23 protein-coding genes and 2 tRNA genes are annotated in these 21,842 nt (G+C 56.8%); 24 read left to right on the top strand and 1 reads right to left on the bottom strand.

The features are described from left to right. The first annotated feature begins 110 nt into the window (after positions 1 to 110). Together GQF03_RS01590 and GQF03_RS01585 are read left to right on the top strand one after the other, a co-directional pair. Complete coding sequence (locus tag GQF03_RS01590; RefSeq protein ID WP_161337430.1) at positions 111 to 386, top strand: HU family DNA-binding protein; 276 nt, start codon at positions 111 to 113, stop codon at positions 384 to 386. 115 nt (positions 387 to 501) lie between these two features. Beyond that, a tRNA-Val gene (locus GQF03_RS01585) sits at positions 502 to 578 on the top strand. A 61-nt stretch (positions 579 to 639) separates the two neighbouring features. Here the strand turns inward: GQF03_RS01585 and GQF03_RS01580 are convergent. Next, positions 640 to 1,410, bottom strand: a complete 771-nt coding sequence (locus GQF03_RS01580) for an SDR family oxidoreductase (RefSeq protein ID WP_161337429.1) — start codon at positions 1,408 to 1,410, stop codon at positions 640 to 642. Positions 1,411 to 1,678: 268 nt separating this feature from the next. Between GQF03_RS01580 and GQF03_RS01575 the strand changes: the two genes are divergently transcribed. The 22 genes from GQF03_RS01575 to proS all read left to right on the top strand — a co-directional run bounded on the left by GQF03_RS01575 (position 1,679) and on the right by proS (position 21,839). Continuing rightward, a tRNA-Asp gene (locus GQF03_RS01575) sits at positions 1,679 to 1,755 on the top strand. Positions 1,756 to 1,968: 213 nt separating this feature from the next. After that, on the top strand, positions 1,969 to 2,334 hold the full coding sequence (locus GQF03_RS01570) for an NADH-quinone oxidoreductase subunit A (RefSeq protein WP_161338072.1): 366 nt from the start codon (positions 1,969 to 1,971) through the stop codon (positions 2,332 to 2,334). Continuing rightward, a complete protein-coding gene (locus tag GQF03_RS01565) occupies positions 2,325 to 2,873 on the top strand; it encodes a NuoB/complex I 20 kDa subunit family protein (protein ID WP_206376080.1) in 549 nt (182 codons plus the stop codon). The genes GQF03_RS01570 and GQF03_RS01565 overlap by 10 nt, the downstream gene beginning before the upstream one ends. A 20-nt stretch (positions 2,874 to 2,893) precedes the next feature. After that, positions 2,894 to 3,502: an NADH-quinone oxidoreductase subunit C gene (locus GQF03_RS01560; protein WP_161337427.1), complete on the top strand. Its 609-nt coding sequence runs from the start codon at positions 2,894 to 2,896 to the stop codon at positions 3,500 to 3,502. Continuing rightward, the gene (locus GQF03_RS01555; RefSeq protein ID WP_161337426.1) at positions 3,502 to 4,680 is read left to right on the top strand and encodes an NADH-quinone oxidoreductase subunit D; all 1,179 of its coding nucleotides are present in this window, start codon (positions 3,502 to 3,504) and stop codon (positions 4,678 to 4,680) included. The genes GQF03_RS01560 and GQF03_RS01555 overlap by 1 nt, the downstream gene beginning before the upstream one ends. Continuing rightward, positions 4,677 to 5,279 carry an NADH-quinone oxidoreductase subunit NuoE gene (gene nuoE / locus GQF03_RS01550; protein ID WP_161337425.1) on the top strand — a complete coding sequence of 201 codons (603 nt, stop codon included), beginning with the start codon at positions 4,677 to 4,679 and terminating at the stop codon, positions 5,277 to 5,279. The genes GQF03_RS01555 and nuoE overlap by 4 nt, the downstream gene beginning before the upstream one ends. Then, on the top strand, positions 5,279 to 6,559 hold the full coding sequence (nuoF, locus tag GQF03_RS01545; RefSeq protein WP_161337424.1) for an NADH-quinone oxidoreductase subunit NuoF: 1,281 nt from the start codon (positions 5,279 to 5,281) through the stop codon (positions 6,557 to 6,559). Before nuoE ends, nuoF begins: the two co-directional genes overlap by 1 nt. Positions 6,560 to 6,584: 25 nt before the next feature. Beyond that, the gene (gene nuoG / locus GQF03_RS01540; protein ID WP_161337423.1) at positions 6,585 to 8,636 is read left to right on the top strand and encodes an NADH-quinone oxidoreductase subunit NuoG; all 2,052 of its coding nucleotides are present in this window, start codon (positions 6,585 to 6,587) and stop codon (positions 8,634 to 8,636) included. Further along, a complete protein-coding gene (gene nuoH, locus GQF03_RS01535) occupies positions 8,629 to 9,654 on the top strand; it encodes an NADH-quinone oxidoreductase subunit NuoH (RefSeq protein ID WP_161337422.1) in 1,026 nt (341 codons plus the stop codon). Before nuoG ends, nuoH begins: the two co-directional genes overlap by 8 nt. A gap of 31 nt (positions 9,655 to 9,685) precedes the next feature. Next, the gene (gene nuoI / locus GQF03_RS01530) at positions 9,686 to 10,174 is read left to right on the top strand and encodes an NADH-quinone oxidoreductase subunit NuoI (protein ID WP_161337421.1); all 489 of its coding nucleotides are present in this window, start codon (positions 9,686 to 9,688) and stop codon (positions 10,172 to 10,174) included. 64 nt (positions 10,175 to 10,238) lie between these two features. Beyond that, on the top strand, positions 10,239 to 10,853 hold the full coding sequence (locus GQF03_RS01525; RefSeq protein ID WP_161337420.1) for an NADH-quinone oxidoreductase subunit J: 615 nt from the start codon (positions 10,239 to 10,241) through the stop codon (positions 10,851 to 10,853). 9 nt (positions 10,854 to 10,862) lie between these two features. After that, a complete protein-coding gene (nuoK, locus tag GQF03_RS01520; RefSeq protein ID WP_161337419.1) occupies positions 10,863 to 11,171 on the top strand; it encodes an NADH-quinone oxidoreductase subunit NuoK in 309 nt (102 codons plus the stop codon). Positions 11,172 to 11,183: 12 nt separating this feature from the next. Next, positions 11,184 to 13,115, top strand: a complete 1,932-nt coding sequence (gene nuoL, locus GQF03_RS01515; RefSeq protein ID WP_161338071.1) for an NADH-quinone oxidoreductase subunit L — start codon at positions 11,184 to 11,186, stop codon at positions 13,113 to 13,115. A gap of 3 nt (positions 13,116 to 13,118) precedes the next feature. Next, on the top strand, positions 13,119 to 14,630 hold the full coding sequence (locus tag GQF03_RS01510; protein ID WP_161337418.1) for an NADH-quinone oxidoreductase subunit M: 1,512 nt from the start codon (positions 13,119 to 13,121) through the stop codon (positions 14,628 to 14,630). Positions 14,631 to 14,644: 14 nt separating this feature from the next. Then, positions 14,645 to 16,084: an NADH-quinone oxidoreductase subunit NuoN gene (gene nuoN / locus GQF03_RS01505; RefSeq protein WP_161337417.1), complete on the top strand. Its 1,440-nt coding sequence runs from the start codon at positions 14,645 to 14,647 to the stop codon at positions 16,082 to 16,084. A gap of 20 nt (positions 16,085 to 16,104) precedes the next feature. Further along, positions 16,105 to 16,863 carry a biotin--[acetyl-CoA-carboxylase] ligase gene (locus tag GQF03_RS01500; RefSeq protein ID WP_161337416.1) on the top strand — a complete coding sequence of 253 codons (759 nt, stop codon included), beginning with the start codon at positions 16,105 to 16,107 and terminating at the stop codon, positions 16,861 to 16,863. Between the two features lie 12 nt (positions 16,864 to 16,875). Then, positions 16,876 to 17,643 carry a type III pantothenate kinase gene (locus GQF03_RS01495; RefSeq protein WP_161337415.1) on the top strand — a complete coding sequence of 256 codons (768 nt, stop codon included), beginning with the start codon at positions 16,876 to 16,878 and terminating at the stop codon, positions 17,641 to 17,643. Positions 17,644 to 17,651: 8 nt separating this feature from the next. Next, positions 17,652 to 19,331, top strand: a complete 1,680-nt coding sequence (locus GQF03_RS01490; protein ID WP_161337414.1) for a ribonuclease J — start codon at positions 17,652 to 17,654, stop codon at positions 19,329 to 19,331. Positions 19,332 to 19,343: 12 nt separating this feature from the next. Next, positions 19,344 to 19,748, top strand: coding sequence for a methylmalonyl-CoA epimerase (gene mce / locus GQF03_RS01485; protein ID WP_161337413.1), 405 nt, complete (start codon positions 19,344 to 19,346; stop codon positions 19,746 to 19,748). A 9-nt stretch (positions 19,749 to 19,757) separates the two neighbouring features. Then, positions 19,758 to 20,018, top strand: a complete 261-nt coding sequence (locus GQF03_RS01480; RefSeq protein WP_161337412.1) for a DUF1467 family protein — start codon at positions 19,758 to 19,760, stop codon at positions 20,016 to 20,018. Between the two features lies 1 nt (position 20,019). Then, a complete protein-coding gene (locus GQF03_RS01475) occupies positions 20,020 to 20,439 on the top strand; it encodes a hypothetical protein (protein ID WP_161337411.1) in 420 nt (139 codons plus the stop codon). Positions 20,440 to 20,519: 80 nt separating this feature from the next. Next, entirely contained in the window at positions 20,520 to 21,839 is a 1,320-nt protein-coding gene (gene proS, locus GQF03_RS01470; protein ID WP_161337410.1) for a proline--tRNA ligase, read from the top strand. Positions 21,840 to 21,842: the final 3 nt, after the last annotated feature.

Below are 21,842 nucleotides of genomic sequence, written 5' to 3'. Positions count from 1 at the left end.
ATATCTTGATTTTTCCCTTTGACCCGGAGCAGTCGACAAACTAGTATGCCACCGTCTTAAACGAATTTATAGATAAGATATGTTCAAGTCTAAATTGAAGGGGGCTTATAGTGAATAAGAATGATCTCATTGCCGCAGTCGCTGATATTTCAGGTCTGGGGAAATCAGAAGCGGGGAAGAGTGTTGACGCGGTTCTCGAAGCAGTTTCCAGCGCTCTAAGCAGCGGTGATGAAGTTCGCCTCGTGGGCTTTGGTACGTTCAGCGTTGCTGCACGTAAAGCCTCTGAAGGCCGCAACCCTCGCACTGGCGAAACGATCAAGATTCCGGCTTCCAAACAGCCGAAATTCAAAGCTGGCAAAGCCTTGAAAGACTCGGTCAACAAGTAACCAAAACGGGTTGCAGACCAAAATGAAAGCCAGATTCAAAATTTTGAATCTGGCTTTGTTTTTTTTGCTTCCAATTGCCGGTGTAGGTTGATATACACGGGCTCGCTTAAGATTTGGGTGATTAGCTCAGCTGGTTAGAGCATCTCGTTTACACCGAGAGGGTCGGGAGTTCGAATCTCTCATCACCCACCATTTCCCCGAAAATACCGACATTTTGAAGTGGCTGTTCGGTCATTGCGCACCATTGCCCATATCAGTTGAAACCGCCGCGGTATATGGAAATTCCGCCGTCGACGCGAAGGGGAATTCCGGTGACGAAGCTTGCGGAGTCGGATGCGAGAAAGAGAGCGGCCCTGGCAATTTCCTCAGGTGCTGCAAGCCGGCCCAGTCCATGCAATTCCTCCACCTTTTTTCTTGTCTCGGCATCGGTGAGAAAAGACTGGCCCATTGGCGTTTCCGTCCCGCCCGGAAGCAGGCTGTTGACCCTTATGCCCTTGCGCCCGTATTCCACCGCGAGATTTTGCGCAAAGCCGATGAGTCCGGCCTTGCTGGCCGCATAGGCTGACATCGCTGGCATCGCGACTGTGTAGCCGACGAAACTGGCGGTGAAGATCATGCTGCCGCCGCCCGAGGCGAGAAGAGCCGGTATCTGGTACTTCGCCGCAAAGAACGCACTTGTCAGGTTGGTATCAATTGTCTGTCTCCAGCTTTCCACAGAAAGGTCGGTAATCTCGCCAAGGTCGCCGAGAGTTCCCGCATTATTGACGGCAATATCGAGGGAGCCGAAATGTTCAATGGCCATCGAGACAAGGGCGGAGTTGTAGATTTCACTTTGCACGTCACCTGACATGCAGATAATGTTTCCGCCTATCGCCCCGATTTCCGATTTGAGATTTTCCAGCGCCGCCGCCGTGCGTGCTGCGGCAACAATTTGCGCGCCCTCGCGGGCGAACAGATGGGTAATCGCCCGTCCGATACCCGAGCTTGCACCAGTGACGATTGCGGTTTTTCCTGAGAGTTTCATTAAGTTTCCTTCAAATACTGTTGATTGCGCCGGAAAGGAACTTCGACGATGCCGGTTTCTTTATCTTCCCGAATGGCGATATCGAATCGACAGGGAACACGCGAAGAGGGGGAGTGTAACAGCCGCTCACGCCCACCCAAAGACGGCAGTGCCACGCGCGAGCCGCCGAAAAATGCCCCGCGTCAACCGGGGCTAAAATTTTCTTATCGAAAACTGTTTATGCGGCTTGACATGGGGAGTGAGGTCCAATAGAAAACAGCGTCTCTGCGGGGGTGTAGCTCAGTTGGTTAGAGCGCCGGCCTGTCACGCCGGAGGTCGCGGGTTCGAGCCCCGTCACTCCCGCCATTTCTCCCGAAAACCGCAAACCAATTTCGCATTTCCAGCCAATCGCTGGTGCCTGTCCGGCTATGCGCTACCACATTTCGAATTAGGGCGGAATTTTGTTGCTAATTCGGTTTTCTTCCTTATAACCCGACACTATAATACTTGCTGTATTTGGTAGGAGGGGTTGTTGCCCGTGGGGTCAAAATGGACCCGTTCGGCGCGACAGTTTATATTATGGAAGCCTTACTCGTTGAATATTTGCCCATTCTGATTTTCCTCGGACTTGCCGTCGGTTTGTCCGCAGTGATCGTGATTGCATCGATGATCGTGGCCGCGCAGCATCCGGATGCGGAAAAACTCTCACCCTATGAATGCGGCTTCGAGCCGTTCGATGATGCCCGGAACCAGTTCGATGTCCGGTTTTATCTCGTCGCGATCCTGTTCATCATTTTTGATCTTGAAGTGGCCTTCCTGTTCCCCTGGTCGATCTCGCTCGGCGGGGTGGGGCTTTACGGCTTCTGGTCGATGATGGTATTCCTCGGGATACTCACCATCGGCTTTATCTATGAATGGAAGAAGGGAGCTCTGGAATGGGAGTAAGTTCTGAACCGGTCGGCACGGAGATCCGTCCCGGCGCCCAAGATCAGGACGCGTTTTTCCGCGGGATCGGCCAGGAACTGGATGACAAGGGCTTTGTCGTCACCCAGGTCGACAAGCTCGTCAACTGGGCGCGGACAGGGTCTCTCTGGCCGATGACCTTCGGCCTCGCCTGCTGTGCTGTCGAGATGATGCATGCCTGGCAGCCCCGGTACGATATGGAACGTCTGGGGGTCGTCCCGCGTGGGTCGCCCCGCCAGTCCGACGTGATGATCGTCGCCGGTACACTGACCAACAAGATGGCACCGGCGCTCCGCAAGGTTTACGACCAGATGGCGGAGCCGCGCTACGTTATCTCGATGGGGTCCTGCGCCAACGGAGGGGGGTATTACCATTATTCCTATTCCGTCGTACGCGGTTGTGACCGGATCGTGCCGGTCGATATCTATGTACCCGGATGCCCGCCGACAGCGGAGGCTCTAATTTATGGCGTGTTCCAGCTGCAAAAGAAGATTCGTCGCACCGGAACATTTTTGCGCTAACGGAAAGGGGCAGCAATCACATGTATGAAGCGCTTAAAGAGCTCGGCGAATTGATCGCGGCTGAACTTTCCGACGATGTGGTTTCGACGAAAATCGCCCTTGGTGAACTGATCGTCAATATCCGGACGGATTCGGTCGACAAGGTTCTCGAATTTCTGCGCAATGATCCGAATTGCAAGTTCGAGGTCCTGTGCGACGTGTGCGGGGTGGATTATCCCAACCGCAGCAAACGGTTCGATGTCGTCTATAATCTTCTCAGCCTGCGGCATAACCAGCGGATCATCGTCAAGACGGAGACCGATGCGCGTACGCCTGTTCCCTCCGTCGTTGGCCTGTTTCCGGCGGCGAACTGGTTCGAGCGCGAAGCCTGGGACATGTATGGCATCATGTTCTCCGGCCATCCGGATCTTCGCCGGATGCTGACGGACTATGGCTTTGAAGGCCATCCGCTGCGCAAGGATTTCCCGCTGACCGGCTATGTTGAGCTGCGCTACAGCGAGGATGAGAAACGGGTCATGTATGAGCCGGTCAATCTGACGCAGGAATTTCGCAAATTTGATTTCGAAAGCCCGTGGGAGGGAACGCAGTACGTTCTGCCGGGCGATGAAAAAGCAGAGGGGCAGGGCTGATGGCCGAAGTCCAGATCAAGAATTACACGCTGAATTTCGGTCCGCAGCATCCCGCGGCCCATGGCGTGCTTCGGATGGTCATGGAGCTCGACGGTGAGGTTGTCGAGCGGATCGATCCGCATATCGGCCTTCTTCATCGTGGCACGGAAAAGCTGATCGAGCACAAGACCTATATGCAGGCGATGCCGTATTTCGATCGCCTCGATTATGTGGCGGCGATGAGCCAGGAGCATGCCTTTGTGCTCGCGGCGGAGAAGCTTCTGGCCTGTGAAGTGCCGGAGCGGGCGCAATATATCCGCGTTCTCTTTTCCGAGATTTCCCGCATTCTCAACCATCTCATGAATGTCTGCGCGCAGGCCATGGACGTCGGGGCGACGACGCCCATGCTCTGGGGCTTTGTCGAGCGGGAAACCCTTATGGAGTTTTACGAGCGGGCAAGCGGCGCGCGCATGCATGCCGCCTATTTCCGCGTCGGCGGCGTCCATCAGGACATCACGGAAAAGCTTGAAGAGGATATTCGCGCCTTTATCGCGCATTTCCCGAAGGTGCTTGAGGATATCGAGGCGTTGCTGACGGAAAACCGCATCTTCAAACAGCGGAACGTCGATATCGGCGTGGTGACGGATGAAGAGGCGATGGCCTGGGGCTTTTCCGGCGTCATGCTGCGCTCAACCGGGCTTGCCTGGGATCTTCGTAAAGCCCAGCCCTATGATGTCTATGCGAAAATGGACTTTGACATCCCGGTCGGCCTCAATGGCGACTGCTTCGATCGCTATCTGATGCGGATGGAGGAAATGCGCCAGTCGCTCAAAATCATGACGCAGTGTCTCGATCAGATGAAGCCGGGACCGGTTCTCTCGACCGATCCGAAGATCGCGCCGCCCCGGCGCAGCGACATGAAGACGTCGATGGAAGCGCTGATCAATCATTTCAAGCATTACACAGAGGGCGTACGGGTTCCGGCCGGGGAAACCTATACAGCGGTTGAGGCGCCGAAGGGCGAGTTCGGCGTCTATCTTGTCTCGGATGGCTCCAACAAGCCCTATCGCTGCAAGATTAGGGCGCCGGGATTCGCGCATCTGCAAGGCATGGATTTCCTTACCCGTGGCCATATGCTGGCGGATGCGTCGGCAATCCTCGGAAGTCTGGATATCGTATTTGGTGAGGTGGACCGGTGAGTCAGGTTATCGAAACAGGCAAGGCGTTTGAATTCACGCCGGAAAATATCGAAAAGGCGAAGGTCTTTATCGCCAAATATCCGGAAGGCCGCCAACAGAGCGCGGTTATGCCGCTCCTCGACCTCGCGCAGCGCCAGAACGAGAATTGGCTGTCCAAGGAAGCGCTTGAATATGTCGGCAACTTCCTTGATATCCCCTATATGCGCGTGCTGGAGGTGGCGACCTTCTACACGATGTATAACCTCAAGCCCGTCGGCAAATATTTCTTGCAGCTCTGCCGGACGACGCCGTGTTGGCTGCGCGGCAGCGACGATCTGGAAGCTGTCTGCAAGAACAAGCTGGGCATTTCGAACGGCGAGACAACTGAAGACGGCATGTTCAGCCTGCTCGAGGTGGAATGCCTCGGCGCCTGCGTGAATGCGCCGGTCGTCCAGATCAATGACGATTTTTATGAGGATTTGAACGCCGAGAATTTCGAGGCGGTTCTCGACAAGCTGGCAAAGGGTGACGTTCCGCCCAAGGGCCCGCAGATCGACCGGATCAATTCGGCGCCAGAAGGGGGTCCGACGACATTGCTTGAAAAGACGGAGGGCGCGTGATGCTGAAAGATCAAGATCGTATTTTTACCAATCTTTACGGCATTCACGACTGGAAACTGGCGGGGGCAAAGAGCCGCGGCATCTGGGATAACACCAAGGCTCTCATCGAGATGGGGCAGGACGGGATCATCGATGCGATGAAGGAAAGCGGCCTGCGCGGACGTGGCGGCGCCGGTTTCCCGACCGGTCTCAAATGGTCCTTCATGCCCAAAGAATCCGATGGCCGGCCCAGCTATCTTGTCGTCAATGCGGACGAATCGGAGCCCGGTACCTGCAAGGACCGCGAGATCATGCGGTTCGACCCGCATCGCCTTCTCGAAGGTTGTCTGGTTGCCGGTTTCGCCATGCGCGCCGTCGCCGCCTATATCTATATTCGCGGCGAATTCGTGCAGGAGGCCATCAATCTCGAAATCGCCATTCAGGAGGCCTATGCCGACGGTCTGATCGGCAAGAACGCCGCGAATTCGGGCTATGATTTCGATATCTACCTGCATCGCGGCGCCGGCGCCTATATCTGCGGCGAGGAAACGGCGCTTATCGAAAGCCTTGAAGGCAACAAGGGCCAGCCGCGCCTGAAACCGCCGTTTCCCGCAAACGTTGGCGTCTGGGGCTGTCCGTCGACCGTCAACAATGTCGAGAGCATTGCCGTTGCGCCCGAAATTCTTCGGCGCGGGGAGGGCTGGTTCTCCGGTCTTGGCCGTCCGAACAATACCGGCACGAAGCTTTTCTGCATTTCCGGGCATGTCAACAAGCCCTGCAATGTCGAAGAGGAAATGGGCATTCCGCTGAAAGAGCTGATCGAGAAGCATGCGGGCGGCGTGCGTGGCGGTTGGGACAACCTGCTCGCCATCATCCCGGGCGGATCCTCCGTTCCGTTGCTGCCGAAAAGCATTTGCGATGACATCCTGATGGATTTCGACAGCCTGCGCGACGCCCAGAGCGGGCTCGGTACGGCGGCGGTGATTGTCATGGACAAGTCGACTGACGTTATTCGCGCGATCGAGCGGCTCTCGCATTTCTACAAGCATGAAAGCTGCGGCCAGTGCACGCCGTGCCGGGAGGGTACCGGCTGGATGTGGCGGGTAATGCAGCGCCTCGTCTCCGGGGATGCGGAGATCGAGGAGATCGACATGTTGATCAATGTATCAAAAAGGATAGAAGGCCATACCATCTGCGCCCTGGGTGACGCGGCGGCCTGGCCGATTCAGGGGCTGGTGCGGCACTTCCGCCCGGTTATCGAAGAACGTATTAAATCACGGAAGGCCGCAAGGGCCGCCTGAAGGGCGACCGCGTGAGGAGTGAAGAATGCCGACACTTACAGTAGATGGTGTAGAAATCACGGTCGAACCGGGAACCACGGTGCTTCAAGCCTGTGAGGAAGCGGGCGCGGAAATCCCGCGCTTTTGCTATCACGAGCGGCTCTCGATCGCCGGGAACTGCCGCATGTGCCTGGTGGAGATGGAAAAATCGCCGAAGCTGATCGCCTCCTGCGCGATGCCTGCGGGCGATGGCATGGTCATCCACACCAATTCACCGAAAGTGAAGGAAGGCCGCGAAGGGGCCATGGAGTTCCTGCTGATCAACCATCCGCTCGATTGCCCGATCTGCGATCAGGGCGGGGAATGCGATCTGCAAGACCAGTCGATGACCTATGGCTCCGGTACCAGCCGGTATCACGAACTGAAGCGGGCCGTTGCGGAAAAGAACATGGGGCCGTTGATCAAGACGACCATGACCCGTTGCATCCATTGCACGCGCTGCATCCGCTTCGCGACGGAAGTGGCGGGCGTCGAGGATCTCGGCGCGATCAATCGCGGCGAAAACATGGAAATCACGACCTATCTTGAGCAGGCCCTCGATAGCGAATTATCGGGTAATATCATTGATTTATGCCCTGTCGGCGCGCTCACCTCGAAGCCCTATGCCTTCACGGCCCGGCCGTGGGAGCTCAGCAAGACCGAGAGCATCGACGCCCTTGACGCTGTCGGTGCGAATATCCGCGTTGACAGCCGCGGGCAGGAAGTCATGCGCATTCTTCCGCGCCTGAATGAGGATATCAACGAGGAATGGCTCGCGGACCGCTCGCGCTTTTCCTATGATGGTCTGAAGACGCAGCGTCTCGATACGCCCTATGTCCGCAAGGACGGCAAGTTGCAGGCCGCGAGCTGGGGTGACGCCTTTGAGGCGATTGCGACGAAGCTCGACGGTCTCGACGGCGCGAAGATCGGGGCAATCGCGGGGGATCTCGCCTGCGCCGAAAGCATGAAGGCGCTGAAAGACCTGATGGACATGCTCGGCTCGCCGAATATTGACTGCCGCCAGGACAGCGCGGCGCTCTCGACGGAAACCCGTGGCGCCTATCTTTTTAATACGACGATCGCCGGAATTGAAGAGGCGGACGCGCTCCTGATCGTCGGCAGCAATCCACGTCACGAGGCGGCGCTGATCAATGCCCGCATTCGCAAACGCTGGAAAATGGGCGGTTTTCCGATTGCGCTGATCGGCGAACAGCTTGATCTCAATTACAAATATGACTATCTCGGCGCGGGTCCGGCGACCTTGAAGGAAGTGGCCGACGGCAAGCATTCCTTTGCCGAGACGCTCAAAACAGCCGAACGGCCGATGATCATCGTCGGGCAAGGGGCGCTCAGCCGTAGCGACGGGGCGGCGATTCTGGCGCTCGCGAAGAAAATCGCCGACAGTTTCGGGCTTGTTTCCGATGACTGGAACGGTTTCAACATCCTGCATACGGCGGCGGCGCGCGTTGGCGGCCTTGATCTCGGTCTCGTACCGGGCGAGGGCGGCAAATCCGCGAAGGAGATGCTGGACGGGTCCCTTGATGTCCTGTTCATGCTGGGCGCGGATGAAATCGATACCTCCAGGCTGGAGAAGAGTTTCGTGATTTATCAGGGCAGCCACGGAGATGCGGGAGCCTCCGTTGCCGACGTGATCCTGCCCGGCGCCGCCTTTACGGAAAAGGATGCGACCTGGGTCAATACGGAGGGGCGCGTTCAGCTTGGGCGGCGGGCGATATTCCCGCCCGGTGAAGCACGGGAGGACTGGACGATCCTGCGGGCGCTTTCGGAAAAGCTCGGGAAGACGTTGCCCTACAACACGATATCCGAGTTACGACAGAAAATGGCCGAAGCGGCGCCGCATTTCGCGGAAATCGATCAGGTGACGCCGGCGCCGTGGGGCGCCTTCGGGACGGAAGGGGCCATCGAGGATACGCCCTTCGTCAGTCCGGTTACCGATTATTACCTGACCAACCCGATTTCCCGGGCCAGCCGGATCATGGCGGAATGCAGCGCGACCTTTTCTAAAGTAAAAAGTGAGGGGACCGGTACAAATGGCTGAGTTTTGGGATTTTTATCTTCTGCCGGCCCTGATTATCGTTGGCCAGATTTTGCTGATCGTCGTGCCGCTGCTGGTGGCGGTGGCTTATCTGACGCTGTATGAACGGAAAGTCATGGCGGTGATGCAGCTTCGCAAGGGCCCCAATGTGGTGGGGCCGTTCGGGCTGCTGCAGCCGATTGCCGACGGTGCGAAACTCTTTTTCAAGGAGACGGTGGTCCCGACGGGCGCAAACAAGGTGCTGTTCCTGCTGGCCCCGATGGTGACCTTTATCCTCAGCCTCATCGCCTGGGCGGTGATTCCCTTCGATGAGGGAATGGTTCTGGCCGATATCAATGTCGGTGGCCTCTACCTCTTCGCGATCTCCTCGCTCGGCGTTTACGGCATCATCGTGGCCGGCTGGGCATCGAACTCGCGCTATCCGTTCCTTGGCGCGCTTCGTTCCGCGGCGCAGATGGTTTCCTATGAGGTTTCCATCGGCTTCGTGATCGTCACGGTATTGCTATGCGCCGGAACCTTGAACCTGTCCGGCATCGTGCTATCGCAGAAGGGTGACCTCGGGCTTCTGAACTGGTGGTTCATTCCGCTGTTCCCGATGTTTATTATCTTCTTCGTCTCGATCCTGGCGGAAACGAACCGGCATCCTTTCGACCTACCGGAGGCGGAAGCGGAGCTTGTGGCCGGATACCAGACGGAATATTCGTCGATGGCGTTCGCGCTCTTCTTCCTTGGCGAATATGCGAACATGATCCTGATGAGCGGGATCTGCACGATCCTCTTCCTCGGTGGCTGGCTGCCACCGGCGGACTGGGCGATTTTCACCTGGATCCCGGGCGTCATCTGGTTCGGCATCAAGATTGCCATCCTGCTCTTTGTCTTTATCTGGGTGCGCGCGACCCTGCCACGCTACCGCTACGACCAGCTGATGCGGCTTGGCTGGAAAGTGTTTTTGCCCTTCTCGCTGCTGTGGGTCGTCGTTACGGCCGGATTCCTTGTCTATTTCGACAAGATTCCGGCATAGGAAAATGAAATGATGAAAAGGCTGATTTAATATGAGCTTTATCGATAAACAGGCGCGCAGTCTGCTCCTTACGGAAATCGTCACGGGTCTCGCGACGACATTCCGCTATATGTTCAAGACGAAGGCGACCATCAACTATCCCTATGAAAAGGGTCCGCTGAGCCCCCGGTTCCGCGGCGAACATGTGCTTCGGCGGTATCCCAACGGGGAAGAGCGCTGCATCGCCTGCAAACTCTGCGAGGCGGCCTGCCCGGCGCTCGCCATCACCATCGAGGCGGAGCCGCGCGAAGACGGCAGCCGGCGCACCACCCGCTATGACATCGATATGACCAAATGCATCTATTGCGGCTTCTGTCAGGAGGCCTGCCCGGTGGACGCGATTGTCGAAGGACCGAATTTCGAATTCGCTACGGAAACCCGGGAAGAGCTTTTCTATGACAAGGAAAAGCTGCTCGCCAACGGCGACCGCTGGGAGCAGGAAATCGCGCAGAATCTGGTCGCCGACGCGCCCTACAGATAATCGAAGGTAAAATTGAGACAGCCATGAAAATGACGGATCTGAAAGTTACGGAAAGAGGGGCGCGATGATTATCTCGACGATTGCCTTCTATCTTTTTGCGGCGATGACCATTGCCTCGGCCTTTATGGTGATCTCGGCGAAGAATCCCGTTCATTCGGTGCTGTATCTGATCCTTGCCTTTTTCAACTCGGCGGCGCTGTTCGTGCTGCTCGGGGCGGAGTTCCTGGCGATGATCCTCGTAGTTGTCTATGTCGGCGCCGTCGCGGTGCTTTTCCTCTTCGTCGTCATGATGCTTGATATCAACTTCGCGGAATTGCGTCAGGGATTTTTGCAGTATCTGCCGATCGGCGGTCTCGTCGGTATTATCCTGCTGATCGAGCTGATCCTGGTGGTGAGCGGATGGGTGCTCTCGCCCGAAGCCCTGGACGTCAGTTCGCAGGTCGCGCCGCTTACGTCCGGTCTCACCAATACGGAACAGCTCGGGCAGATCATCTATACTGATTATGCCTATCTATTCCAGATCGCGGGCATGATCCTGCTGGTTGCGATGATCGGGGCGATCGTTCTGACGAACCGCAAGCGCGCCGGGGTGCGCAAGCAGAATATCGCGACCCAGGTTTACCGTCGTCCGGAAGAGTCCATGGCGGTTCGTAAAGTTGAGCCTGGACAGGGCGTGTAAGGGGGAATTATGGAAATCGGTCTTGCACATTACCTGACAGTGTCGGCGATTTTGCTGACCTTGGGTATTTTCGGTATTTTCCTGAATCGGAAGAATGTTATCGTCATTCTGATGTCGATTGAGCTTATCCTGCTCGCGGTCAATATCAATCTCGTCGCCTTTTCCGCGTTTCTCGGCAACCTGGTCGGTCAGGTGTTCGCGCTGTTCATCCTGACCGTGGCGGCCGGCGAGGCGGCGATTGGCCTGGCCATTCTTGTCGTTTACTTCCGAAATCGCGGCACCATCGCGGTTGAGGACATCCATCACATGAAGGGTTAAGACAAAATCATGATGTACGTCCTCATTGTTTTCCTGCCGCTGCTTGCGGCCCTGATTGCGGGGCTTTTCGGTCGCTCCCTCGGCGATCGCGGCAGCCAGCTGATTACCTGCGGCGCCGTGATCATCAGTGCCATTCTTTCCTGGGTCGCGCTCTACCAGATCGCGTTTCAGCAGACAACAGAAGCGGTCGAGCTTCTGACCTGGATCAATTCCGGGGATTTTGACGTCAACTGGGCGCTTCGTATCGACAGCCTTACGGCGGTGATGTTGGTGGTGGTGAACACGGTCTCGGCCGTCGTGCATGTCTATTCCATCGGCTATATGTCCCATGATCCGCACAAGCCGCGCTTTATGGCCTATCTCTCGCTCTTTACCTTCGCCATGCTGATGCTGGTGACCTCGGATAACTTTGTTCAGCTGTATTTCGGCTGGGAAGGGGTTGGTCTCGCGAGTTATCTGCTGATCGGTTTCTGGTACAAAAAGCCGGCAGCCAATGCCGCGGCGATCAAGGCTTTTGTCGTCAATCGCGTCGGCGATTTCGGCTTCGCGCTCGGCATCATGGGGATTTACTTCGTATTCAATTCCGTGAGCTTCGATGAGGTCTTCGCCGCTGCGCCTAGCCAGGCGGGGCAGACCTTTGAATTCCTCGGCTATCAGGTCGATATCCTGACGACGCTGTGCCTGTTGCTGTTTGTCGGCGCCATGGGCAAGTCGGCGCAGATTGGCCTGCATACCTGGCTACCTGACGCGATGGAGGGGCCGACGCCGGTTTCCGCCCTTATCCATGCCGCGACGATGGTGACCGCCGGTGTCTTCATGGTCGCGCGCTGCTCACCGATTTTCGAATATTCGCCCGAAGCCCTGATGGTGGTGACGGTCGTCGGCGCGACAACCTGTTTCTTTGCGGCGACCATCGGCCTTGTGCAGAACGATATCAAGCGGGTGATTGCCTATTCGACCTGCTCGCAGCTCGGCTATATGTTCTTCGCCCTTGGCATTGGCGCCTATCCGGCAGCGATTTTCCATCTCTTCACCCATGCCTTCTTCAAGGCGCTTTTGTTCCTGAGCGCGGGGTCCGTCATTCATGCGGTCTCTGACGAGCAGGACATGCGCAAGATGGGCGGGCTCTGGAAGCATATTAAAGTCACCTACGCGATGATGTGGATCGGGTCACTGGCGCTTGCCGGTATTCCTCTCTTTGCCGGCTATTATTCGAAAGACCTGATCATCGAAAGCGCCTTCGCGGCCCATACCGGCGTCGGTGACTATGCCTTCTGGGCGGGCGTGGCGGCGGCTTTGCTGACGGCCTTCTATTCGGGCCGTCTCATCTTCATGACCTTCCATGGGGAGCCACGGGCGAGCAAGGAAGTCATGGCGCATGTCCATGAAAGCCCGATGGTCATGCTGATCCCGCTTGGCGTTTTGGCGGCGGGAGCGATTTTCGCCGGTATGCTGTTCGCCGGACCGATGACCGGAGAGGATTTCCGGGAATTCTGGGGTGCCTCCATCCTGATGCTGGAGAACAGCACGGCGATGCTGGATGCCCATCATGTGCCGCTCTGGGTCAAGCTATTGCCGCTGGTTCTCGGTGTTTTCGGCATTGCGCTCACCTATCAGATGTATATCCGCCGGACGGATATCCCGGTGCAGCTCGCCAAGACCCATTCGGCGCTTTATCAGTTCCTGCTGAACAAATGGTATTTCGACGAGCTGTACGACTTCCTCTTCGTGCGGCCTGCCAAGGCCATCGGCCGGTTCTTCTGGACCTTCGGTGACGGCAAGGTGATCGACGGCCTGGGGCCGGACGGGATCGCGGGCCGGGTGTTGGTACTGGCCCGGCGTGCGTCGCAGCTTCAAAGCGGGTACATGTATCATTACGCATTCGCCATGCTGCTCGGCGTTGCAGCCTTTGTTTCTTACTTTTTCTTCGCGGGTGGACATTAAGTCATGCTTGATTGGCCAATCTTATCAACGGTGACATTTCTGCCCCTGGTCGGGGTGCTGCTTATTCTGCTGACCAGCGGCAAGGAAGAATCCTCTGCCCGCAACGCCCGCTGGGTGGCGCTCTGGACGACGCTGTTCACCTTCGTGATTTCCCTTTTCGTCTGGATCAATTTCGAAAACGGGACAGCCGCCTTCCAGTTCGTCGAAAAAGGCGACTGGCTCGGGGGGAACATCAACTATCATATGGGTGTGGATGGCATTTCGATGCTCTTCATCATCCTGACCACCTTCCTGATGCCGCTCTGCATTCTGGCGAGCTGGGAGGCGATTACGGTCCGGGTACGCGAATATATGATCGCCTTCCTGGTCATGGAAACCCTGATGATCGGGGTTTTCTGCGCGCTTGACATGGTGCTCTTCTACCTCTTCTTCGAGGCGGGGCTGATCCCGATGTTCCTGATTATCGGAATTTGGGGCGGGGCACAGCGGGTTTATGCAAGCTTCAAGTTCTTCCTCTATACCCTGATCGGCTCGGTCCTGATGCTGGCGGCGATGATCACCATGTATTTCATCGCGGGCACGACCGATATCCCGACCTTGATCGACTTTAATTTTGATCCGCATCTGCAGCTCTGGCTGTGGCTTGCCTTCTTTGCGTCCTTCGCGGTGAAGGTGCCGATGTGGCCGGTGCATACCTGGCTGCCCGATGCCCATGTGCAGGCGCCGACGGCGGGATCGGTCATTCTGGCCGGCGTGCTCCTGAAAATGGGCGGATACGGCTTTTTGCGCTTCTCGATCCCGATGTTCCCGGAAGGATCTGATTATTTTGCGCCGCTCATCTTCGCCCTCAGCGTGGTCGCCATCCTCTATACCTCGCTCGTGGCACTTGTGCAGAAGGACATGAAGAAGCTGATCGCCTATTCTTCCGTCGCGCATATGGGGTTCATTACGATCGGTATGTTCACACTCACCCAGCAGGGGCTGGAAGGCGGCATCCTGCAGATGATCAGCCATGGTATTGTTTCCGGTGCACTGTTCCTGTGCGTCGGGGTGGTTTACGACCGCATGCACACCCGCGAGATCGCCCGCTACGGCGGACTTGTCAACCGGATGCCCCGCTATGCGTTGATTTTCATGATCTTCACCATGGCCACCATCGGCCTGCCGGGAACCAGCGGCTTTGTCGGCGAGTTCCTTATCCTGGTCGGCACCTATCAGGTGAATACGACGGTTGCCTTCCTTGCGACCATCGGCGTGATCCTCGGTGCAGCCTACAGCCTGTGGCTTTACCGGCGGGTTGTCTTCGGAGAGTTGGTGAAAGAAGACCTCAAGAACATTGTGGATGTAGGGCGCCGGGAAATCATCATCTTTACGCCGCTCATTCTCGTGGCGTTCTGGATTGGCATCTATCCCGAGCCGTTCCTTGATGTCATGCATGCGTCCGTCATCAATCTGATGGACCAGCATGAGACGGCCTTGCAGGCCGGCAAAGCAATCATCAACGCGTCTAAGTAGGTAGGATTAAAGAAATGGGTTTGCCTGATTTTTCAATCGCACTTCCGGAAATATTCCTCGCCTGTGTCGCCATGGCGCTCCTGATGATCGGTGCCTTTCGCGGAAACAAGGCGACCAGCCTGATCTGCTGGCTGTCGGTTCTGGCCTTTATTATCGCCGGATTCCTGGTACAGTTCGAGGCGCAAACCAGCGTTACCACCTTTGACGGACTGTACCGGGACGACGCCTTCGGCATCTTCATGAAGACCCTCTGCCTCGGCGCGTCGGCCTTCGCCGTGATCATGTCCATCGATTTCAACAAACGCGAGAAGATGGTGCGGTTCGAATTCCCCATCCTCATCGTGATAGCCACCCTCGGCATGATGGTGATGATTTCGGCCAACGATCTGATGACCATGTATCTTGGCATCGAGCTGATGAGCCTGTCGCTCTATGTGACGGCTGCCTTCAAGCGGGACAGCGTCCGCTCGACGGAGGCGGGTCTTAAATATTTCGTTCTCGGCGCCCTGTCCTCGGGCATGCTGCTCTATGGCGTCTCGTTGATTTACGGCTTCACCGGGACGACGAACTTCGATGTTCTCGCCGGTCTTTTCAAGAGCGGGGCAGAAGAAGCAGGTATTGGCCTGTTGATCGGCATCGTCTTCATGATTGCGGGTCTTGCCTTCAAGGTCTCCGCCGTGCCGTTCCATATGTGGACACCGGACGTTTACGAAGGGGTGCCGACGCCGGTGACGGCCTTTTTCGCGGCCGCGCCGAAGGTCGCCGCAATTGCCCTGTTCCTCCGCGTATTCATCACGCCATTTGGGGAACTGGTCGGGCAGTGGCAGCAGATCATCATCTTCATTTCCGTCGCCTCGATGATCCTTGGCGCCTTTGCCGCGATCAACCAGAAGAATATCAAGCGACTGATGGCCTATTCCTCCATCGGACATATCGGCTACGCCCTCGTCGGGCTTGCCGCCGGAACCGAGGAAGGGGTGCGCGGTGTGCTGATCTATATGGCGATCTATGTGGTGATGAATATCGGCACCTTCGCCTGCATTCTCTCCATGCGTCATCGTGACGGCATGGTCGAGGAGATATCGGAACTCGCGGGTCTCAGCAAGTCGCAGCCCTGGATGGCGTTCTTCTTCCTGATCTTCATGTTCAGCCTTGCCGGTATTCCGCCGCTCGCTGGCTTTTTCGGCAAATTCTATATCTTCATTGCGGCGATCAATGCCGGGCTTATTCCGCTCGCGGTGATTGGCTTGGTGACGTCCGTCGTTGGCGCCTATTATTACCTCAGGATTGTCAAAATCATGTATTTCGATGATCCCGCGGAAGGGTTTGAGCCGACCAGCCGGACGCAGTCGATCATCATGACGGTTTCAGGTCTGTTCGTGGCATTCTTCGTTCTCTTTCCGGCACCGCTCCTTGAGGGTGCCCAGGCGGCGGCGGCTGTATTGTTCTCGTGAACCAATCCCCGGATGGCGGCGTGGATCTTCCACCGTTTTTCAGGCTTCATGCCTACGACGTTGTTGGCAGCACCAACGTCGAGGCCCGTAAGCTGGCCGAAGCCGGCGCGGAGGAGGGGACCATCGCCTGGGCGAAGCGACAGGAGCAGGGGGTCGGCCGGCGCGGGCGGCAGTGGGTAAGCCCGGAGGGGAACTTGTACTGCTCGCTGATTCTCCGTCCTAACTGCGAACCTACGGAGGCGGCGCGTCTTTCATTCCTGGTGGCCCTGGGCCTGCATGACGCCATCGCCCCATTATTGCCGCGCGCGCAGTCTCTCGGTCTTAAATGGCCCAACGATGTTCTGATTGATGGTCACAAGACAGCCGGCATCCTGCTTGAAAGCAAGACGAGGCCTGACGGTAAAATGGATTATGTCATCGTCGGGACTGGAATTAATATCGCGACGTTTCCCGAGCGGACCGATGGTCTGCCCGCAACGTCCCTGTCCGCCGCGGGGGCCAAAGTCGGCGTTGGTGACGTTCTGTCGGCCTATGGATATGCCCTGCTTGCGCTCTATATGGTCTGGAAGCGCGAGGGGTTTGCCCCAATCCGCGATCGATGGCTCAATCATGCGACAGGAATCGGCGAGCGGATTACCGCCCGACTGTCCAACGAGACGCTGGACGGTCTTTTCCTCGGCCTCGATGAAAACGGGGCGTTGATCCTTGAGCTCGATACGGGTGAAAAGAAACGGATAACGGCGGGCGAGATTTTTTTTGCCCCGGCGTCGGGACAATAACAGGAGGCATGTATGTTACTGGCGATTGATGTCGGAAATACCAATATTACCTGCGCAGCCTATAACGACCGCAAGCTCGTCAATGAATGGCGGATATCGACCTCCGCGTCTCGCACCGCGGAGGAGTACGGCGTCTGGCTTAGTCAGGCAATGGCGCTCGACAACTTGAAGCTTGGCGATATCAAAGATGCCATCGTCGCCACCGTGGTTCCGGAAACCCTGTTCAACATCAAGGGATTTTGCCGCCGCTATTTTGGCGTTGCGCCCATGGTCATCGGCGAGGCGGGCGTCGATCTTGGCATGAAGCCGCTGATCGACAATCCGGCCGAGGCGGGCGCCGACCGGTTGGTCGATGCGGTTGCCGCCCATGCGATTTACGGCGGGCCGCTTGTCGTTGTCGATTTTGGCACGGGAACGACCCTCGATGTAGTTGACGAAAACGGGAACTATATCGGCGGGGTCATTGCGCCGGGGGTTAATCTCAGCCTCGATGCCCTGCACAAGGCGGCGGCGAAGCTGCCGCGCATTGCCGTCGCACGGCCGTCGCGGGTGATCGGCAAAAATACGCTTGAATGTATGCAATCCGGCATCTATTGGGGCTACATCGCCATGATCGAGGGATTGATCGCCAGAATTCGCGCCGAATATGGCGAGAATCTGAAAGTCATCGCGACCGGCGGTCTCGCCCCCCTGTTCGACAAGGGAACCGATATCATCGATCATGTTGACGCGGATCTGACGCTGACCGGTCTCGTCGAAATTTTTTACAAGAATAATTGAAAGCTTTTATGGGTAATTTAGACGCCAGTTTAAAAAACGGCCTTTACTTTCTTCCGCTCGGCGGGAGCGGGGAAATCGGCATGAATCTCAACCTTTATTGCTGTAATGGCAAATGGGTGATGATCGATTGCGGGATCTCCTTCGCCGATGACAGGGCGCCGGGGATCGATGTCATCGTCCCGGATCCAACCTGGATTGCCGAACGGAGGGCGGATCTGCTCGCGATTATCGTCACCCATGCGCATGAGGATCATGTCGGGGCCGTCGCGCGTCTCTGGCCGCAGTTTCAATGCCCGGTATATACCAGTCCCTTTACGGCTGAAATTCTGGCGTTGAAACTGGCGGAAGAGGGGCTGGAGAATGACGTCGAGGTCAATGTGGTCGCGCCCGGCAGTTCCATGGCCATCGGCGATTTCCATATCGATTTTGTCGACCTCACTCATTCCATTCCGGAAATGCAGGCCCTGATGATCACGACCCCTTACGGACGTGTCCTCCATAGCGGCGACTGGAAGCTCGATCCCGATCCGGTGGTCGGGCCCGCCAGCAACCTTGTCAAAATGCAGCGCGTGTCGGAGCAGGGCGTTCTCGCCATGATCTGTGATTCCACCAATGTCTTCAAGGCGGGGGTGTCGGGATCCGAGCTTGATGTGCAGGATAGTCTCGATGTGATCCTCGGGGGTATTCCGACAGGACGGATCGCGGTCACGACCTTTGCGTCCAATATCGCGCGGCTGATGACGATCGCCAGCGTGGCCGAGCGCCACGACCGGCATGTGGTGCTGGTCGGGCGGTCGCTGCATCGGATGACGGAGGCCGCGAAAAGATCAGGATATCTCAATGACTTGCCGCCCTTTATTGATGAAAAAGATGCAAGTCATATTCCGCGCGACAAGATCCTGCTGCTCTGTACGGGGAGCCAGGGCGAAGCGCGTGGCGCCATGGCCCGGATTGCCCGCGGCGAGCATGCGCATATCGCGCTTGATCCCGGCGATACGGTCATTTTCTCTTCCAAGGTCATCCCGGGCAATGAAAAGACGCTCTATGCGCTGCATAACCAATTGACGGAAAAGGGCATTGAGGTCATCACGGAAGCCGATGAATTCGTTCATGTTTCCGGACATCCGGCACGCGGGGAATTGACCGATATGTACGGGATCGTCAAGCCGAAGATCGCGATTCCGGTGCATGGGGAGGCGCGCCATATCCGCGCCCATTGCGAACTCGCCCGGTCGCTCGGCGTTGAGCAGGCAATCGAGATTACAAACGGCAATATCCTCAGGCTCGCGCCGGGGGATGCAGAAATCATCGCGGATGTGCCCTCGGGACGGCTTGCCGTTGACGCGGGCGGGCTGACGCCGCTGGATGGCGAATTCCTGTCAACCCGACGCCGGCTTGTCTTTAATGGCGCCGTCAGCGGGGTTGTTCTGGTCAATGAAAAGGGCCATATCACGGAGGACCCGATCATCCGCCTTCGCGGCGTTGTCGATGAGAATCTGTTCCCCGAATTGCAAAAGGAACTCAAGGCGCAGATAATAGAACGCCATAACCAGTTGAAAAAACAAGAAAAACTGGATGATGAAAAAGTCGAGGAAACAGCGCATAATGCGGTCCGCCGGGTTTTCCGAAGGCTTGCCGGACGGCGGCCGATCACCGATATTTATGTCATAAGATTTGAAGAAGAGTAAGGAAGCTGAAAGATGATTGGACGATTGAACCATGTTGCCATTGCGGTTCCGGATCTGGCGGCGGCCGCCGCGGTTTATCGCGATACGCTGGGCGCGAAGGTAAGCGCGCCGCAGGATGAGCCGGACAACGGCGTGACCGTGGTTTTCGTCGAGCTCGACAACACGAAAATAGAGCTGTTGCATCCGCTTGGAGAAAATTCCCCGATTGAGGGCTTTTTGAAGAAGAATGCGTCGGGCGGTATTCACCATGTCTGCTACGAAGTGGAGGATATCCTCGCGGCGCGCGATCAGCTGAAAGCCAAGGGGGCTCGCGTTCTTGGTGATGGCGAACCCAAGATCGGCGCCCACAAGAAACCGGTTCTTTTCCTGCATCCGAAGGATTTCAGCGGCACGCTCGTCGAGCTGGAACAGGTATAGGGCGGCGATATGTCACTTGTCGGCGGCATCGTTGTCTTCTGTATTGTCTGGATGGTGGTCCTCTTCACGGTTCTGCCCTGGGGCGTAAGGCCGCAAGGCGAGCAGGAGGGGGAGATTGAACCCGGGACCGTCGAAAGCGCGCCGGTTCACCCGAGGATCTGGACCAAGTTCGCGATGACGACGTTGATAACAATCCTTATTTTCGTGATCATCTATACGGTCATCGATCTCGAGCTGATCGATTTTCGCGCCTACTTCCAGGGGACCTAGCATGGCGCGGCTGCTCCGGTTGTTGTGTCTTTTGCTGCCGCTGATGTTTTTTGGCGCGGTCGCCTTCGCCGAAGATATCCAAATCGAAGTGTCGAAAATCGATTGCCAGCGGATCGTCAAATATATCCCCGAACCGGATGTCGCCTATAAGGGCGGTGTCGACGTACATGGGCGGCCGGTGGCGCCGGCCGATATCAACGGCGGAAACCAACTCCAGATACCCGACAGGATATTTATAGATTTATCTATTCCCTTTAAGGATTTACTCAAAAACTATAATCCGAAACTTAAAAATGCGGAAGTATATGTCGGCACTGTTGAATATGATCTTGCGACGGGAAGTCTGCTCTATAACGGTCAGGAACTTGCCGATCCGGTGGAGAATGCCATCGCAAATGAATGCCGCAAGCGTTATCAATAGGGTGAAATCCTTGCAATCTTGGTAAATCCCGTTAAAAGTCTGACATCTATTCAACTGAGTATTATTTAACCGAGGCTCCCATGCGTCTGTCCCGTTTTTTTCTCCCGACACTGAAGGAAGACCCAAAGGAAGCGCAGATCGTTTCGCATCGCCTGATGCTCCGGGCTGGGATGATCCAGCAGTCGTCCGCCGGCATTTACAGCTGGTTGCCGATGGGGTTTCGGGTATTGAAGAATATCGAACGCATCGTGCGGGAGGAACAGGACAGGGCCGGCGCCCTTGAAATCCTGATGCCGACCTTGCAGCCGGCCGATCTTTGGCGGGAATCCGGCCGCTATGACGATTATGGCAAGGAAATGCTGCGCATCACCGACCGGCATGAGCGCGACATGCTCTACGGCCCGACGAATGAGGAGCAGGTGACGGATATTTTCCGCTCCCACGTGAAGAGCTACAAGAACCTGCCGCTCAATCTCTATCATATCCAGTGGAAGTTCCGAGATGAAGTGCGTCCACGCTTCGGAATCATGCGGGGCCGCGAATTCCTGATGAAGGATGCCTATTCGTTCGATCTGGATTATGAAGGCGCCAAAACGGCTTACAACAATATGTTTGTGGCTTACCTTAAGACATTCGCGCGTCTTGGATTGAAGGCGATACCGCTTCGTGCGGAGACCGGCCCCATCGGCGGCGACCTGTCGCATGAATTCATCGTGCTCGCCGATACCGGCGAAAGCGAGGTTTTCTACCACAAGGACCTGCTGACCCTTGAAACGCCGGAACAGGAAAATTATTCCGCCACGGAACTTCAGGAAATCGTCGATCAATGGACGAGCTATTATGCGGCGGCGGATGATATGCATGATCCGGAAAATTGCGATGTGAGCGCAGGGGATCTTGTCTCCCGCCGCGGGATCGAGGTCGGCCATATTTTCCATTTCGGCGACAAATATTCAAAGGCCATGGGCGCGGCGGTTGCCGGGCCGGACGGCAAGGACGTGACTGTCTCCATGGGCTCCTACGGAATTGGCGTCTCCCGCCTTGTCGGTGGCATTATCGAGGCAAGCCATGATGACGATGGCATCATCTGGCCGGAAAGCGTCGCGCCGTTCAAGGTCGGCCTGATCAATCTCAAAAGCGGCGATGACGCCTGTGATGCGGCCTGCGAGGATTTCTATGGCAAGCTGAAGACCGCGACTGTCGAGGTGCTGTATGACGATACGGCGGGACGAGCCGGCGAAAAGTTCGCGAAAATGGACCTGATCGGCCTTCCCTGGCAGGCGACCATCGGCCCGCGCGGCGTGAAAGCGGGGATGGTCGAGGTCAAGAACCGCAGCACCGGCGAAAAACAGGAACTGTCCGTTGACGCCGCCCTCGAATTTCTGGTGGGCCGGGGCTAGTGT

Source organism: Sneathiella chungangensis (assembly GCF_009882935.1).
GTDB lineage: Bacteria > Pseudomonadota > Alphaproteobacteria > Sneathiellales > Sneathiellaceae > Sneathiella > Sneathiella chungangensis.
This window is presented reverse-complemented; position numbering and strand designations above follow the sequence as displayed.